Genomic DNA, 17,411 nt, shown 5'->3' on the forward strand with positions numbered 1-17,411 from the left:
ATGGAACGTCTGCGAATAGGCATCTATGAACTGCGAGCTTGACCTGTGTCCTGCGAACAGGGTGTCTATTGGAGATTAACTGGACGAGCTCCGAAATACTCCAGACCTTTTACATGCAAGCTGCGAACAAAAGGTCTAGAAAGCACATGGAAGCCATCCCGCAAAGTTTCATAGCTTTGCGCTGATTCTAACAATGCTCTCCCCTGGTTCGTAAAGTGATAGGCGGCACAATTGCCCCTTCTCTATCAAGTCTTTATCCTTATTAACTGATATTGAAGTTCGCTTCTTGGCTGAGGTTAACTAATGTTGATTTGACTAACCGTGCCGTAGCCTACCAATCTAGCTAGTCTCAAAGCTCATTTCTTGGCCGCTCCCTTCCTTGGCTTAGTTTTCTCCTAAGAGAAATAACCCAATACCGTTGTTGACTCTTGCCGCGGTGCGCGGATGCCGATTAAGGAGTTGCCCGCCTAGATATAGGCTAGAAGAACTACCGCCGTCTAGATTTAGAGCATCGACTGCGCCGAGCTGCTTCATGATATAAGCGGTTTCAGTAAGGGTAGGACCTCTTCCACCTACTCGATCATGCATAGTGGCGATGATCCAAGTTCCATCTGAGGTTTTACCGACGGCTGTGCGTGGCGCCGCCCCTTGTATGAAGTTGGTGCTAAACCCTTCAAGCTGTGGATTAAGAACAATATTGCGATCGCGCACTAATAAGGGCCCACCGCCGATCATGTTGGGATACTGCTCAAAAACTGCAGGCTGACTTTGGCTACTAAGCAAAACAGGTGTACCCGGCTGAAAGCTTTGCCCAGCGCTCCGATAGCTTCTCAGGGCTAACAGATAGCCGCCGTCTCTAGGAATAGGTACGCTGCTCGAACCTGCCTTGCCCATGCTCTTTTGAGCAATCACTTCGTGATTCTGAACGGTGACAATGATTTCGTTATCCACAATCGGCGTGTAGGTTGAGCCCCAGCCTTCGGTATACCGGCCAATACCCGCTTTTACATAGCCGCTGTTAACCGCCAGGATAGGGAAAGCTTCACCCACACCTGTTGTCACAGATTCAGACAGCGCAAATCGATCTATCACTAGCTCGCCGCTATCATTCCAGGCCATTGCACCTCTGCCTAAGATTGGCCCTGATATCCACTGCCCAGCGCTGCGGACTGCCCCTAGAGGCAACTGATTATTGCGGTTAAAAAAGCCAGCATTGACTGCGCCAATTGCCTGAGCGCGTTTTGCAGTTGTCACAATCGGTTCAATCCCGATAGCTGTATTAGAAGCCGCATGAATAGGTCTAAGCGTGAGCGCGTCGGGATTGGGTCGAACGATAAACATGTACACCGGAAAGCGGTGCTGGTTTACGTTGATGTATTGCTGCCGCCAGCGAAGCCCTGGTGCCCAAGCAACATCACGCTCGATTAAAGAATCACGACGAATATCAATCACGACCCTAGCTGGGTTGCCAGTCGTCCAAATTTGAGGAGACGCACCGTCCTTAGTTTTGATTTTCAGAACAGTTTGGCCGTTGAGCGGAGCCAAATCTAGTTGGGTAACTAGGTTGCCAGGGCTTGCTTTGAAAGATTTGACCAAATCTTGTGAGAGATTGCCCGCAACAGTGATGGTATAGCCGCTAGAAGCATCCACACGCCAGCTGGCAGGACCGGAGAGATCGACAACGATGCGATCGCCCCAGGGCTGTTTCCCTTGCCGGATGCCCGTGGTTTGGCTCTGCGGCATAGATAGCTGTAGGGTATTGCCTGCTATTTGCTGGGTCCAACCCCCTGCGACGGCCAAGTTAGTGATGTCCAGATAGCGATCGGTGGTGTCCCACCAGGCGGGTAGATTGATGACGCTATCTTGGGCGATGGGAAACCAGCGGATCGGCTGTTGTGATGCCACCGTTGTACTCATCAGCTCTACCCCAAGCAGACTAGCCATCGTCTGGCTAGAAATTCCGATACGCCCGTCTTTTTGCTGCCAAAAACCGGTTAGCGTATGGCCATTCAATCTAATCCGGTTTCCGGATAGCCTTCTACCTGAGCGTCCTCTAGTAATGTTGGCTTGGGCAGTTGGACTAAACGATGACAGTTGAAAAGACTTAAAAGGAGTGAGATGAGATAGCTGCCTACCCGATTCTGTAGCTTGTGGTCCAACGGTTTTAGCTTCAAAAAGACCGGATAGAGAAGACACAGAGAGAGGAAACTCAGTGCCAAAGGAAGTAACAACGGCCCAGCCCATTGCCGTTAGAAAGCCAAATGAAACTACCCGCTTCGCGGAGCACCGCAGCCTGTGGCTGGGCGGAAACCGGGCCGAAAATCGGTAGATAGCGTTGAATTTAGATGGCTTTGGGTGCATCAGCTCAATGGGCGATCGCAGGCGATCTGTTAGTGGTGTGCTCGGAAATTCAGTAACTAGAGCTAACCGCGGTTTAAGCATTAGCATCTAAGCTGTTCTTTAGGGTTACCTAAAACCGAGACTGAACAAAAGGAACTTTTCAGAAAGTTACTTGAACCTTAACTGAACTTCTGCTGCTCCTAAAGATCTTGGTAAGCTGCTGATAAGTGTCCCTACACAGAAAAGTCTAGCGAGAGGACGATCTAGACAACATGCTTAGTTTGCCAGTGTTCGGACTGTCTAGCTCGCACCTGATTGAAACCCTGTGAAGGTAGAAGTACACAAGAAGCGCAATGATGCTTGGGATTATTCCACAGATATCAAGATGGCTCAGGCGGTTATTCCTGCTATATAGAGCACAAAGGTTTTGGAGACAAAAGAGTTACCTGTGAACTTCACTATCGCTTAATGCTTCTATATAATTCGGTATGAGGCCTTTTAAGCATTACAAAACTGGCCTGGAAGTTTTTGCTTTGAAAGCTAGATAGAACTTGGCTAAGCCGCGTGACTGCTCCGTACGTCATACCTACATTGGTTTATTCGTTTCCTGTCTAGTTTTTATCACTCTTCTTCATTCCGTCAGTTCTTCATTTCATCAGCAGGTAGTACGCGCGTGATCGTTAATCCAACCACTTTTCAGACCGATGTATTAGAACCTTTGGGCCCAAGCTGGCTTGTGGAAGAGCGAGATGCCTGCGGGGTTGGGTTCATTGCCGATCAGCAGGGAAGAGCTAGTCATCAGCTGATTGAAGATACGCTCGCTGCACTAACTTGTATGGAGCACAGAGGTGGTTGCTGTGCGGATAAGTATTCTGGTGACGGTGCTGGCGTAATGACAGCAATTCCTTGGCAGTTGTTGCAAGGTTGGGCCAAAGGAAATGCTACAGAGTCCCTGGTGCCTGGAAAAACTGGGGTAGCAATGGTGTTTTTGCCGCAGCAGACAGCAGAAGAAGAGGTAGCGCGATCACAATTTCAAGAAGCCGTCGAAGCAACCGGCTTAGCCTTTGTCGGCTGGCGAGAAGTCCCTGTTGAGCCAGAGAAGCTAGGCCCTTTGGCGAAAGAATTTCAGCCGAAGATCGCCCAGGCGGTAGTGACCTCTAACGATCAGGAATGGGATGACTTAGAGCGATCGCTGTTCCTTGTCCGCCGCCGTTTTGAAAAGGCCATTGTTCAGCTTGCTAAAGAAAAGAACGAGGCTGATGCCCAATCGCTGTTAGAAACCTATGTCTGCTCTATCTCTACGCGCACCATTGTTTACAAGGGCATGGTGCGCTCTGAAGTACTAGGCCAATTCTACAAAGACCTACAAGACCCAAGCTACGAAAGTGCTTTCGCGGTTTACCACAGAAGATTTAGCACTAACACCTTACCCAAGTGGCCACTGGCCCACCCGATGAGGCTGCTGGGTCACAATGGCGAAATCAACACGCTGATTGGCAATATCAACTGGATGACCGCTAGGCAGGCAGAGCTTTCTCATCCGATCTGGGGAGAAGAGCTAGCGCTGCTAAAGCCAGTGGTAAATGCGGAAAACAGTGATTCTGCAAACCTAGATAACGCCATGGAGCTGTTGGTGAGATCGGGCCGGGAGCCGGCTCAAGCGCTGACTATCCTGGTTCCAGAAGCCTATCAGAACCAGCCTGAGCTGGCCGACTATCCAGAGATTGTTGACTACTACGAGTACTACAGCAGCATTCAAGAGCCTTGGGATGGCCCAGCGCTGATTGTTTTTTGCGACGGTAAGCAGATAGGCGCAACGCTAGACAGGAACGGCCTAAGACCTGCTAGATATGTTGTGACTAAAAACGGCTATGTCGTCGTTTCATCTGAAGCGGGCGTCGTCGATCTGCCTGTGGAAGACATTGTCGAGAAAGGCAGGCTGGGCCCCGGTCAGATGCTGGCTGTGAACTTTGAAGATGGTCACGAGATTCTGCACAACTGGGAGATCAAGCAGCGAATTGCTAAGGCTCAACCTTATGGTCAGTGGTTAGCAGAGCGACGCCAAGAAGTGTCTCCTCAGCTATTTAGTGAAGAGATGCGGTTGGATCCGCAGACTTTGCTGACGCAGCAGACTGCCTTTGGCTTTACTGCTGAAGATGTGGATATGATCATTCAGGATATGGCGGCTCAGGCCAAAGAGCCTACGTTCTGTATGGGAAACGATACGCCGTTAGCGGTGCTCTCCGATAAGCCCCATTTGCTCTATGACTATTTCAAACAGCGGTTTGCTCAAGTAACCAATCCACCGATTGACCCGCTACGCGAGCGGCTGGTGATGTCTTTGACGACGCAGTTGGGCGCTCAAGGTAATCTGCTAGAGGAGCATCCTGAGCTGGCCAATATTCTGAAGCTGGAGTCACCGGTCATCAATGATACTGAACTGACCATAATCAAAGAATCAGGCTTTGAGGTGAGTTCGCTTTCAACGCTTTACCGGATTGAGGGTGGCCCTACTGGACTAGAAGCGGCTGTGAAAGTGCTGTGTGACCGGGCGGCTGAGGCGGTGAAGTCGGGTAGTCAGGTGTTGATCTTGAGCGATCGCATCGACAGCCAAAACGATCAAAACGAAACCACCCTTTCTCCAGAACAGACCTACATTCCGCCTTTGGTTGCCGTCGGCGCAGTGCATCATTCGCTGATTGCTAGCGGCCTGCGGATGAGAACCTCCCTTATTGTGGACACCGCACAGTGCTGGAGTACCCACCATTTCGCCTGTCTGCTGGGCTACGGCGCAACGGCAATTTGTCCTTATCTAACCTTGGAAAGCGTTCGTCACTGGTGGGCGGATAAGAAGACGCAAAAGCAGATGGAGAGCGGCAAGCTGCCGGTTTCTACGCTTAACGGCGCGCAGGCCAATTATCGAAAAGCGGTCGATAACGGCCTGCTGAAGATTCTCTCGAAGATGGGAATCTCGTTGCTGAGTAGCTATCGCGGCGCTCAAATCTTTGAGGCCGTCGGCATTGGTGCAGATCTAAAAGAGTTGGCTTTTAGAGGCAGTGTATCTCGCTTGGGCGGATTGAGAATTGAAGAGCTAGCGCAAGAGACGATGTCGTTCCATGAGAAGGCATTTCCTGAGCTGACGCGCAAACGTCTGGAGAATATGGGCTTCATTCAGTCGCGGCCATCGGGTGAATATCACATGAACAACCCGGCGATGACGAAGCTGCTGCACAAGGCGGTGGAGACGAAGCAGTACGACCACTACGAGATCTACCGCGAACAGCTAAAAGGTAGACCGATTGCGGCGCTGCGCGACCTGTTGGACTTTACGGGCGATCGCGACTCGATTGACCTTAGCGAAGTCGAACCCGTTGAATCAATTATGCAGCGGTTCTGCACAGGCGGCATGTCACTAGGCTCTTTATCCCGCGAAGCTCACGAGACGTTGGGCATCGCTATGAATAGAATCGGTGGCAAGTCTAACTCAGGCGAAGGCGGCGAAGACGCAGTTCGATTCAAGATATTAGATGACGTGGACGGCGAAGGATTTTCTGACACGCTGCCTCATCTCAAGGGTTTAGAAAACGGCGATACGGCTTCTTCTGCCATCAAGCAGGTTGCCTCGGGGCGCTTTGGCGTCACGCCTGAGTACCTGATGAGCGCTAAGCAGATCGAAATCAAGATGGCTCAGGGCGCTAAGCCGGGTGAAGGCGGGCAGCTACCGGGCAAGAAGGTGAGCGAATATATCGCCTCACTGCGGAAGTCAAAGCCAGGTGTAACCCTGATTTCTCCGCCGCCGCATCACGATATCTATTCGATTGAGGATCTCGCTCAGCTAATTTTTGATTTGCATCAGATCAATCCCAAAGCGGGCGTCTCGGTGAAGCTGGTGGCAGAAGTGGGTATCGGCACGATTGCGGCGGGTGTGGCTAAAGCAAATGCCGATGTGATTCAGATTTCTGGCCATGATGGTGGCACAGGAGCGTCGCCGCTCAGTTCGATTAAGCACGCGGGGATGCCGTGGGAGCTAGGACTGACTGAGGTGCATCGGTCTCTGATGGAAAATGGTTTGCGCGATCGCGTCTTACTCCGTGTAGACGGTGGCCTAAAAACAGGCTGGGATGTGATTATGGGGGCGCTGATGGGCGCAGAAGAATACGGCTTTGGCTCAATTGCGATGATTGCCGAAGGCTGCATTATGGCTCGCGTTTGTCATACCAATCAGTGCCCAGTCGGTGTGGCGACTCAACAAGAGGCGTTGAGAAAGCGCTTTTCTGGAACTCCAGGCAAAGTAGTGAACTTTTTCTACTTCATTGCTGAAGAAGTGCGATCTTTATTGGCTAAGCTAGGCTACCGCTCGCTTAACGAGATTATCGGACGCGCTGATTTACTTGTGCCTCGTGACGATGTTTTCCTCGCAAAGACTAAGGCGCTAGATCTCTCTGCAATAGTAAAACTGCCGGATGTGAAGAGCGATCGCGGCTGGCTTGATCACGGTGGTGTAAATAGTAACGGTAACGTGCTCGATGATGAGATCTTAGCGGATGCGGCAGTGGCGAATGCAATCGCAAATCATACTTCAATCACCAAAGCTTGGGATGTGGTCAATACTGACCGAGCGGTAGGCGCAAGAGTGTCAGGTGCGATCGCCAAACAATATGGCAACACTGGATTCAAAGGCAAGCTTAATCTCAACTTCAACGGTAGTGTTGGTCAAAGCTTTGGTGCCTTTAATATTACAGGTATGACCATGACCCTTACTGGCGAGGCTAACGACTATGTCGGTAAAGGCATGAACGGCGGCGAGATCGTCATTAAACCGTTTGAGAAAGCTACCTATAAGGCAGAAGAGAACGTCATCGTCGGTAACACCTGTATATATGGTGCTAGTGGTGGAACGCTCTACGTTAACGGAATTGCCGGCGAGCGATTTGCTGTTCGTAACTCTAAAGGCGTGGCCGTATTAGAAGGTGCAGGCGATCACTGCTGCGAATATATGACTGGTGGTGTGGTCGTGGTGCTGGGTGGTGTTGGACGCAATGTCGGTGCGGGAATGACTGGGGGACTTGGCTACTTCCTGGACGAATCCGGTGATTTTCAAACGCGAGTGAATCCCGAGATTGTTCAGGTTCAGCGAGTGCAAAGCAAAGCAGGTGAGCAGCAGCTCAAGTCGCTAATCGAAGCACATGCAGAGCGAACTAACAGTGAGAAAGCTCAGCGGATTTTGGCCAATTGGCAGACCTATCTATCGAAATTCTGGCAGGTGGTGCCACCGTCTGAGGCCGATAGCGTAGAAGCGGGTGTGCAACAAGAAAAGATAACCACCACAGTCAGTTAAGCCCGTAAAATACAGCTAAGTTTAGCCGGAGGTTATAGACCGAGGAACCAACAGTTCGAGGATGCTCACATAGCCTTTTATTATACAGTTCCCTTCACCGATTCTTTAGGAAGAAGCTACGTGTCTTTAGAAAGAAACCGTGTGATCTGCCTTAGTATTGGTTACATAGATAACAAGATGGGTTCCATATGAGCCGCTTGGGCTTCTGAACGATCGATAAAGGTGCATATCTCAAAACTCAGTCATTAGTTACACGGAGCAATATATAGATGGCTTTTGGTTCATTAGGTTCATTATTGTATCGTGCCGCCACCGCCGCTGTTGGTGCTGTCACACTTTCAGTAATAGCAGCGAGTTCTTCCGAAGCTGCGACTATCAATTCTTTTAAGTTTGATTTCTCAGGTAATGGGGGCAATCAACCGTCCTACGTTTTCACTAAGGGAAACGTCTCTGTGACCGCGACAGCAAGTACAGATGCTGGCATATTTGGGACTATAGATGCCTACGTTTCGCAGACCCAAAAAGGGCTAGGCGTAGATTTTGGCCTTTTCGACGGTGGTAAGATTGATGGGGCATTCGGTCGGGATGTCTTGAATCTTGCATTTTCTAGGTCCGTTCAGCTTTCTTCGGCCTTCTTCACATTAGTAGATAGGCGAGATGAAGCCGTTATTCGAGTAGACGGAACTACCCTATTTAACAGCAACTTGCCACTAAATGGACTGGTTTCATTCGCGGACAACGACGGTATTAGCTTCGATTTTGGAGCAACGGACTACAACGATAACTTTCGTCTAAGAGGCGTTGAGGTTTACAACTATGCAGACGGTACTGCGGTTCCTGAACCTCTAACAATCCTTGCAACAGTAATAGGCGGTAGTGCAGTACTAGGCATGCGGAAGAAGCTATCACCCTCTGATAGTTCTGCTAATAGCTAATGCACTGTCGAAGCTGCCACAAACCCTAGGAAGCCGCTCAGTAAGTGTATTGAACGGCTTTTCTTATATCACCATGTTTCCGGGGAATAATTAGGGGAATAATATTTCTATGCGAGCATTCATCTCCCTCACAAAAAGCCGTCAGTTCTTGATATTGTCTATCGCTGCTAGCCTAGCGTTTGTTCACGTCAGCCTAGCATGGGCAGCTGATGATACCAATCTACTGTTTAACAGCCTGATCTTTTGGCCCGCCGCATTCGTGCTATGTAAGGAAGTAGATCCGCCTCGAGCTCCGTCAAGTGGGTGGGTGTATCTGGGTGTGGGAATACTATTGACCACTCTAGTAAGTGGAGTACTAGTGAAAGGAGACTTTCTTTATCTGTACCCCTTCTTGGTAGGGATAGGCTCGGTGATAACGCTTGCAGGCCTGTCTGGTTCTGGTAAGTATTGGAAACCTTTGACGCTTCTATTTGTCTTGGGGGTTCCTGAGATTTTGATGTTTGCTTTGATTAATCCTGCGCCGCTAACGGCTCGCTTTGCCGACATCATCCTTTGGTATACAGGGTATGATGTTGTTCTAGATGGCGTTTGGCTGCATCTTCCGGGTGGAAGTGTCGAAGTAAACCAGGCATGCTCTGGGCTACGGGCGATGACGCGGTTACTAGGTATGGCCGTGTTAGCGCTGCTGTGCTTACCTCGACGCTGGACTTTGGGTCAGGTTGTAATGCTGCCTGTTATTAGCATCGTTATTGCCTTTTTATCAAACAGCATAAGGGTGGCTTTGTTAGCAATTCTAAAGGCGACCAATCGCCCAGCCGCCTTCGACTCATTGCATGGAGGCAGCACTTCTCAGCTCTTTTCCATTGCTAGCATCGTGCTGCTGATGGGTGTTGTGTGGTTGTTGATTCAATACCCATCTGCTGAAGGCGAGCCCAACTGAAATAACTAGCCAACTAATCTTATGAGCCATCCTAGAACATTCTCTCACGTAACACCTAGCGATAATCAGATAGGCTATTCATCTCTTAGCGCGCCACATACGGCCACTATTAAAATCATTCGACTGGTTGGGTATGGCTTACTGCTGCTATTTTTGCTAGACCTGGTGGCTATGATCTTCCCTTTTGACTTCAAAAACCCCGTTTGGGAGTTTCAGCGCTTTGGAGAACTGGTCGAAAGGTCAGCTGTTCCTCTAATCGGGCTAGCAATGATCTTTTATGAAGAAAATATGTTGCGCTCAGCCCTCGAACGACGTTTTCTGAAGGTACTTTCTTGGACTACCTTGATCACGGGAATTGGGTTCATATTACTCATTCCTATTGCGGTGAGCAATGCCAATCGAATTAATATCGCCAATGTAGAGCAGGCCACTGCTCAGTACGCTCAGCAACAGGAACAAGCTGCTGTCATAGAGCAGCGGCTCAATGAGGCTGAGCCTAGCGAACTCGCCAGTTTTTTGGCAAGTCAAGGTCAGCCGACTGAGGGCAGAACGCCAAACGAGGTCAAAGAGACTGTTTTGAGCGAACTTGCATTGGATAGGCAGCAGGCGAAGAGCCAGTTTGAATCAGCCAAGGCCCAGCGACATCGAGATTTACTTTCGGATGCTTTGAAATGGTCGGTGGGTGCTGTTATTTCCGGTATTCTGTTTATATATCTTTGGGTTTTGACTGGGCGGTGTAGGGAAAGTATGCGGCCTCAGCCTGTCAAGTCTAAGAAGCAGTTCCGTTAGGGCTGGAAATCAGGCTATTGCATCAAAGTCTAAGCTATTTCCTCAGCAGATTTGGGATAAACTCACCGACTTTAGGACACTCGTGTCAGGATAATGGTTGTCCTAGATATATTACTCTTCAATGAATTTAGGCAGAAGAAAACTGAAAAGTAGCATTTTGAAGCAGGTTCATTAGTGAGAAGAGCGTTTCAAAGCCTTGCTCCAACGTGGGAACTGAAAAGACTTTCAGCCATCTCGTAGCTTCTGACTTCGACGCCAGGTCTTGTTAGCTTTCGTAATACTCATTGATGAATCTGACTGTAGGGCTAGCAGTTTGCAGTGATACCATCGCTGACATAGGGCACAGCTTCTTACCAGTCTTCTTTTCCTCGTGAGGCATTGAAGAGCAGTGTAGCGTTTCTCGGATGCATACTTACAGGAAAGGCTACGCCCAAGAAGAACATGACACTTACCCCATGCTTTACCAAGCTCTTAGCTAGCAAACTTGTAACCCAGCTAATTGATTAACGCTTTAACCGAGTGAAAGTCACTTGAACTGAAAGTCTTGTTCACATCTTTGGGTAACGCTTTTGCATTTAGGCCTTGCGTCGACGGTACTCTGACAAAACCAGAGAGCACATGTTGTTTTTTTTAGTTGAGAGAATGGATATACTAGAAGCCTTTGTCCAGAGAGCTTGGGGCGTGATAGCTTTATGTCTTTTGCTCCAAGCTCTCCTTTGCTTTGATAGTCCTATCACTTCGAGTTCATACTTGGAACTACTGACTGCAGGCGTACAAGTCAGGAAAAGCCATAGAAGGTATGTTGGATTGGCTCTTCTCAGCAGCAGTTCAGTTTTGTCAGGTTAGATTGGTGCTGACAAGTCATGCTTTTCCTCTATGTCTTTGCGATCGCTCTTCACAGATATCTCCGCTGCCTTTTCAAGCGTCTACAGCGGCTGGATTCTATGGAATTTGTTCTTAGCACTCGTTCCCTTGTTTCTTAGCTTCGTGCTGTTTCGGCGAGAAGCGCTATCAAGGGCTAAGCTTTGGGGCTCGGTTGTCCTAATTAGCTTGGTCGGTATTGTTGGCGTTCAACCTCGGCTACCTAGAATAGTAAGGGCCCAGATGCGGCTGATGAGTGCGCTGATGGCTGGTGAGACCTCAGCGCAGCTCAAGGTAGTTTGGTGGATTGCGCTATTGCTTATTTCTATAGGCATGAGCTATTTCCTATTCAATCGACCTAGGAGCGCTCGGACTTTTTTGTGGTGGCTTGGGCTAGTTGGCTTTATTGCGTTTTTACCCAATGCACCCTACGTACTAACCGATATCATTCACCTGATCAAGGGCACTAGGGGTAGCGGTATTCAGGTCTGGCTGATTGCTTTAGTTTTTATTCCTCTGCATACGGTAGCTATTCTCTTAGGCTTCGAGGCTTATGTCCTTTCTATTCTCAACCAAGCCTACTATCTCAAGAAAAGAGGAAATGAGCGGTTCATCCTGCCTTCTGAGCTTTTAATCCATGCACTAAGCGCTATTGGTATCTATCTAGGTCGGTTTGTACGTCTCAATAGCTGGGATATTGCTACCGACCCAACCAGCGTACTGATGATCACACTCAACACGCTGACAACCAGGCGCCCGGCGGCTGTGGTATTTGTTACTTTTGTGATTCTGACGGTGCTCTACTGGATTATGAAACAGATAACGCTAGGTATTAAGCTGCGTATCTACTACCGCAAGCAAGGCATCGACGTGCTCGATCTTTGATGATCGTAAAAATAGGTTTCCAGTAGTTGCCTAGCAACGAAGATACTGGGACTAGGCTGAATCGTATTAGCCTAGTCTAGGCTGACTAATCATGATTTTCTGCACTGATAATATCCGACTGCTTCAGCAGTCTGTAATACTAGCCGACTGTTTCAGGCTCAAGGCGCTCAGTAGGAAAGTCAAAGCATTCGACAGGCCAACTAGACAGCCGAATCACGGCCTGGTACGCCCAATCCGTAGGAAAGACATCAGCAAAAGCAGACGGAAACTGCCCAGGCGCGCAAGTCACAGGCATTTGATCAGTATCAGTTCCTTGCTCTAGAACGTCTATCGGTACCTGAACGGGTGGAAGTGATGGCGGCGAATCTTCTTGAGAGATATTAACGGGCGTTACGATAAGTAGTGCGGAAGCAAGCAGAAATTCCATTGCAGACAATTTGTATCGTTGTTTCTTGAATCATAGTTGATACTGCGAAGTGCAGTACTCGCCTAGGCAAAGGCAGCCTGAATTACTCATAGCCCAGCGCACAGCCGTCTTTGCGTGGGTCAGATCCGCCGACTAGACCACCCGATTCGTCGATCCAGATGGCTTGTCCGCCGCCGTGAGGTAGAACGGTGGGAACAACTTTGTGTCCAAGCTGGGTAAGTTTGTCTGTGACTATAGTTGGAATGCCACGTTCAATTTCACACGTTTTGCCATCGTGGAAGACTCGCGGGAAGTCTAGTGCTGACTGTATATCCATGCGATAGTCCAACAGGTTGGTCAGGAAGTGGGCATGACCAGTGGGTTGATACGCTCCGCCCATGACGCCAAAGGGCATGATAGTGCGACCTGCTTTTTTGAGCATGCCAGGGATAATGGTGTGCAGCGGGCGTTTGTAGGGCGCGATCGCATTTCGGTGACCTTCTTCTAGTACAAACCCTGCCCCTCGGTTCTGCAACACCACTCCTGTCTTTGGACTCACCAGCCCACTGCCAAACCCGTGAAAAACAGAGTTGATAAAGCTCACCGCGTTCCCGTCCTCATCTACAACGCACAGATAAACTGTGTCGGGATGCGTTGGAAAATCTGACTCTTCTAACGGCGGCATGACGCTATCTATACTGATCTTGGCTCGTAGCTCAGCGGCATACTCTTTAGATAGGAGCCACTCTAGAGGAATATCGGCTTGAGCTGGATCGGCTACGTAGCGATCGCGCACCCCATAAGCCAGTTTTGCTGCCTCGCATTCCAAATGCAGTCGCTCAGCGCTCATCGGTGCGTAGTCTGTCAAAGAACAGTCCGAGAGAATATTCAACATAATCAGCGCGGTCAGTCCCTGGCCATTCGGCGGACACTCGAATACGTCGTATCCCCTGTACTGCGTGGAGATCGGCGTGACGTATTCAGCCTGGGCTGCGGCAAAATCTTCTAAGGTGTGGAGTCCGCCTAGCGATTGCAGATAGGCGACGATATCTTCGGCCACTTCTCCTGTGTAGAAGGCCTCTCGCCCATTGTCAGCAATTAGCTGCAAAGTGTGACCAAGTTCTGGCTGCTGATGGTGATCGCCTGCTTTAGGGGCTTCTCCGTTTACCAACAGCATTCGCGCTGCATTATCTGTTGCCCGTAGCTTTTTCTTCAGATGGGCCCAGTCATAGGCCACTCTAGGATGAACCGTGTATCCTTCTGTCGCTAGCCTAATCGCAGGCGCAAGCAGTTGAGGAAAGTCTATGCGGCCATAGTCACTGTGTAGCTTGCACCAGGCATCTACCGCGCCTGGCACCGTCACCGAATGCGGGCTCTGTAGAGATATCTGTTTCATCCCCTGATTTAGAAACCAGCTCAACTCAGCCGCAGCAGGTGCTTTGCCCGAGCCATTGAGTGCGATCACTTGATTAGAATCAGCTGGGGCGTAGAGCACAAAGCAGTCGCCACCGATGCCTGTGGCTTGAGGCTCGACAATACATAAGACGGCTGAAGCTGTGATCGCTGCATCCACCGCATTCCCACCAGATCGCAGCATATCAACTGCCGTTAGTGTCGCCAGTGAATGAGAAGTTGCGGCCATCCCCTTTTGAGCATAGGCAGGAGAGCGCCCAGGTAGTTGAAAATCTCGCATCAGAAATAGTGACTAAAGCTTCAAACTACAGCAATTTGCGCTTAGCTCTCACTATAGCTTTTGCTCAGATTCAAAAGTCAGAGAATTATAGAGAAAGGTGGCTTCTGGAAAGAACAACGTCACGACCTAGAACCGTTTCTACTAAAGCGTGATAACTTTGTAGGCTTTTGCTAATCGAGATTTTCTCATTTGTTTTTGACGAAGAGCGAGCTGATTCCTACGCTGCTAGAACAGCTAAACTAGCCCCGTTGCGTGACACCCTTCACTAACTAATATGTCACGGAGTAATATGTCACGGAAGCTCTAGTTCTAAGACGTAGAGAAGAGATGGGTTCGTAAACATTCTCCTACGAGTTCCTTTGTGCTCTAGAGATCTGTGTCACCATCTGCGTTCGAGATCGTACCTTAAGCTTGCGATACATTCGCTTTAGCGCCTGCTTAACAGAATTCTCCGTAATCCATAGCTCACTACCGATCTCCGCATTAGTTCTACCCAAAGCCACTAGGTTAGCAATCTCTAGCTCACGCGGCGTCAGCTGATCGCTCACTAGGATGGAGGTCTTGGAGTTTAGGGGTAGCGTGTAGCGTAATACGGCCGTACGCTCCGATAGATGCAAACAGATAGCGCTTAGATCCGTGACATCTTGAGCGTTGAAGGCAGGCATAGTCTTGTTGCGAGTGCAGCCTACTGAGCCGACTATCTGTCCTGCTTGAATAAGGGGGCCTACCATGACGTGCCAATGATCCGGACGAGGACAAATAATCTTCCAGGCTTTTGGTGTAGTCACCATTTCCTCGTGGACTGGCGTGTGGTGTTCTGTCATGTATCCAGCCAGCGGATTGCGATCAACAGAAAGAGCTACATCTAGCACCCTGCGCAGTTTAGGACTGGCCTGCTTCCACTGGTCAAAGAAAAAGATACCAGCGCGACTAGCTTCAAAGTACTCCATTAGTGCAGGTGTGAGGTGCGATCGCATCTCGGCCCTATCATTAACCTGTTGAATTGCTTCAAATAGAAGCTGCAAGGAGGTCATTGCTCTACCCATTACTCTAGCTGTTCTGCTGGCCATTGCGCTGGCCTTTGCTCTGGTCAAAGAGTACTCGATCGAGGTCTTTGCCCAGCCAACTGCTCTTTCTAGTATAGGGACAGGACAAAAGTCCTATTACACCGTTCCTAAACACGATTATCAGCAAGGAGCAATATATGCACATGCCAGAAATGCCCAGCTACGCGATCGGTCTTGTTTTCTACCCTGGCATGACCGCCCTCGACGTTATCGGGCCACAGACCGTGTTCAGCTCGCTTCCCGGCGTTCAGATTCATCGCCTTTGGAAGACACTAAACCCAATTACTACAGATGACGGTATGGTCATCACACCCGATACGACCTTCGCAGAAAGCCCGCCTCTAGACGTTATCTGCATCGGCGGTGGCTTGGGCCAAAACGCAGTCGTAGATGATGCAGAGATACTAGACTTTCTATCGAGGCAGGGCAAAGACGCTAAGTTTGTGACCTCGGTGTGCGGTGGGTCCGAATTTCTAGCGAGAGCAGGATTACTAAACGGCTATCGCGCGGCAACTCACTGGGCGGCACGAGAGAAATTAGCCAGCCTAGGCGTTGCCGTTGGCACAGAGCGAGTTGTGGTAGACCGCAACCGTATGACTGGCGGTGGTGTAACTGCAGGCATCGACTTTGGCCTTACTGTCGCCGCGGCGCTCTACGATGAGGATACTGCAAAGATTGCGCAGCTCCTCATGGAGTACGATCCAGCCCCTCCTTTTGATGCAGGTTCTCCTGAGAAAGCGGGTCCTGCGGTAGTCGAGAAGGCGATTTCTTTTGTATCAGGTAGCTTTGATCAAGTGAAAGCGAAGGGAGTTGAGATATGAAAACCACCACAGAAATTGATTCCACAACGATGTTACTTCACTCAGGTGATGACCCCACTGGGTGGAAGCAGCACGTTTTCTATGGAATGACAATTGCCTTTAATCTATGCCTAGTAGCTCAGGTGATGACAGTTGGTGTTGCCTACTTTAACAATCCGGTTTGGTGGAATGTTCATGTCTGGCTAGTACGTGGATACAGCGGACTGCCTCTGCTGCTCTGGGCAGGAACGTGGTTTGTTCCACTTCCTAGCAAAATTCGCTCGCTTTCAATGGGCTTAGTTGTCTTACTTGGGCTACAGTTCTGTAGCATTCACCTCAGAACACCTTTCCATCTAGAAGTGCTTCATCCTTTAGTCGGCTTCTCGCTGTTTTATCTATCTTCAAGTCTTGTCCATTCAGTTGCGCGCAGCAAATCCTCATGACCTCGAAGGCTGATGTCATTGAATAGTTAAGCCGTAGATAGCTAGCAACGACATGAATACACTGTAAGTGTTATTGCCTGCGAGCTTTATACTCTAGTACTACGCTTGTCCTCTTTGTTTCTGCAGCCGCCGCACATTGTCGTACCCGTCATCCTTATTGCCAGAGCCAGCCCCCAGCCTAGCAACGGGTAGATAGCCCAGGTAACAGCTCCTGCTATCCAAACGTTCAAGATCAGTAGGAAGGTGTTGGTAGACAAATACGGCAATAGCTCGAACCGATAGAATCGCTGACGGCGCTGCTGCTTTTTCTGCTGCTGCGCTTTTTGCACGGTCCAAGATTCGACGGCATAATTCAGCGTTGCTTCATCGATAGATAGCTCTTTAGCCATCTCATTTAACTGTGCTTCTGAAGACATATCTCGTCTCATTGCAATTGTTAGGATCTGCTGTACATCTTCTGAGGAGAATGTTCTCAGCTCGTTTTTAGTACTCATATCACTGTCCTCCAAGGCGTACTATTGTTTGGATACGTTAGGTAGAAGTTGCTATCCGCTGCGCGGCGCTGCGAGTCTTTTCGGAAATTGGAATATGCTCTGTTGCGGCGGCAAGTCCATAAGCAGGCATATTGCCGTAGATGCATTCACAATCGGCAGGATCTATTTTGTAGGTTTCGTGCCAAATGCCGACGCTGCCGTCATCACCCACTTCCTTCCTGAATTGCTGCCAAGACTGCCAGTGTGGATCGCTATCATTGCGGGCAAAGCGCGTCAAATCTTCGAACGAACGCCAGTAGGAAACCATACAGGTTTCTAACGGCCACATTCGAAAGAACATGTGTGAGCCTAGCATTCCTTTTTCTGGGTGGTTGGAGAGGGTTGTCATCATTGGCCCCATCGCAGTTGCAACAGAAAGCC

13 protein-coding genes are annotated in these 17,411 nt (G+C 49.5%); 7 read left to right on the forward strand and 6 right to left on the reverse strand.

Annotation, left to right across the window (positions count from 1 at the left end; translation table 11 throughout):
- Positions 1–384 precede the first annotated feature (384 nt).
- Positions 385–2,448 carry a phosphodiester glycosidase family protein gene (locus S7335_RS08880; protein ID WP_006456641.1) on the reverse strand — a complete coding sequence of 688 codons (2,064 nt, stop codon included), beginning with the start codon at positions 2,446–2,448 and terminating at the stop codon, positions 385–387.
- A 565-nt stretch (positions 2,449–3,013) separates the two neighbouring features.
- Between S7335_RS08880 and gltB the strand changes: the two genes are divergently transcribed.
- From gltB to S7335_RS08905, 5 genes are all read left to right on the forward strand, one after another.
- Entirely contained in the window at positions 3,014–7,678 is a 4,665-nt protein-coding gene (gene gltB, locus S7335_RS08885) for a glutamate synthase large subunit (RefSeq protein WP_006455509.1), read from the forward strand.
- A 269-nt stretch (positions 7,679–7,947) separates the two neighbouring features.
- Entirely contained in the window at positions 7,948–8,613 is a 666-nt protein-coding gene (locus S7335_RS08890) for a PEP-CTERM sorting domain-containing protein (RefSeq protein WP_006456825.1), read from the forward strand.
- A gap of 109 nt (positions 8,614–8,722) precedes the next feature.
- Positions 8,723–9,553, forward strand: coding sequence for a cyanoexosortase A (crtA, locus tag S7335_RS08895; RefSeq protein WP_038015948.1), 831 nt, complete (start codon positions 8,723–8,725; stop codon positions 9,551–9,553).
- Between the two features lie 21 nt (positions 9,554–9,574).
- Positions 9,575–10,342 (forward strand): HpsJ family protein, encoded by a 768-nt coding sequence (locus tag S7335_RS08900; RefSeq protein WP_006457274.1) that lies wholly within the window; start codon positions 9,575–9,577, stop codon positions 10,340–10,342.
- An 876-nt stretch (positions 10,343–11,218) separates the two neighbouring features.
- Positions 11,219–12,088: a DUF1361 domain-containing protein gene (locus tag S7335_RS08905; protein ID WP_006455229.1), complete on the forward strand. Its 870-nt coding sequence runs from the start codon at positions 11,219–11,221 to the stop codon at positions 12,086–12,088.
- Between the two features lie 139 nt (positions 12,089–12,227).
- On the opposite strand, the gene S7335_RS08910 is transcribed toward S7335_RS08905, so the two are convergent.
- From S7335_RS08910 to S7335_RS08920, 3 genes are all read right to left on the reverse strand, one after another.
- Positions 12,228–12,515 (reverse strand): hypothetical protein, encoded by a 288-nt coding sequence (locus tag S7335_RS08910; RefSeq protein WP_006455927.1) that lies wholly within the window; start codon positions 12,513–12,515, stop codon positions 12,228–12,230.
- Positions 12,516–12,597: 82 nt separating this feature from the next.
- The gene (ggt, locus tag S7335_RS08915) at positions 12,598–14,187 is read right to left on the reverse strand and encodes a gamma-glutamyltransferase (RefSeq protein WP_006455240.1); all 1,590 of its coding nucleotides are present in this window, start codon (positions 14,185–14,187) and stop codon (positions 12,598–12,600) included.
- A gap of 347 nt (positions 14,188–14,534) precedes the next feature.
- Positions 14,535–15,257, reverse strand: a complete 723-nt coding sequence (locus S7335_RS08920) for a LuxR C-terminal-related transcriptional regulator (RefSeq protein WP_227499974.1) — start codon at positions 15,255–15,257, stop codon at positions 14,535–14,537.
- Between the two features lie 140 nt (positions 15,258–15,397).
- On the opposite strand from S7335_RS08920, the gene S7335_RS08925 reads away from it, so the two are divergent.
- Together S7335_RS08925 and S7335_RS08930 are read left to right on the forward strand one after the other, a co-directional pair.
- On the forward strand, positions 15,398–16,075 hold the full coding sequence (locus S7335_RS08925; RefSeq protein WP_038015950.1) for a DJ-1/PfpI family protein: 678 nt from the start codon (positions 15,398–15,400) through the stop codon (positions 16,073–16,075).
- Positions 16,072–16,497: a DUF6220 domain-containing protein gene (locus S7335_RS08930; protein ID WP_006456284.1), complete on the forward strand. Its 426-nt coding sequence runs from the start codon at positions 16,072–16,074 to the stop codon at positions 16,495–16,497. The genes S7335_RS08925 and S7335_RS08930 overlap by 4 nt, the downstream gene beginning before the upstream one ends.
- Positions 16,498–16,583: 86 nt before the next feature.
- Here the strand turns inward: S7335_RS08930 and S7335_RS08935 are convergent, their stop codons facing one another.
- Together S7335_RS08935 and S7335_RS08940 are read right to left on the reverse strand one after the other, a co-directional pair.
- Positions 16,584–16,991, reverse strand: coding sequence for a 2TM domain-containing protein (locus S7335_RS08935; RefSeq protein ID WP_006454204.1), 408 nt, complete (start codon positions 16,989–16,991; stop codon positions 16,584–16,586).
- Between the two features lie 37 nt (positions 16,992–17,028).
- Positions 17,029–17,411 (reverse strand): monooxygenase family protein (locus S7335_RS08940; protein WP_083785059.1); only part of this gene is annotated, 383 nt, incomplete at its 5' end.

The organism is Synechococcus sp. PCC 7335, assembly GCF_000155595.1.
In the GTDB taxonomy this organism is placed as follows: Bacteria; Cyanobacteriota; Cyanobacteriia; order Phormidesmidales; family Phormidesmidaceae; genus Phormidesmis.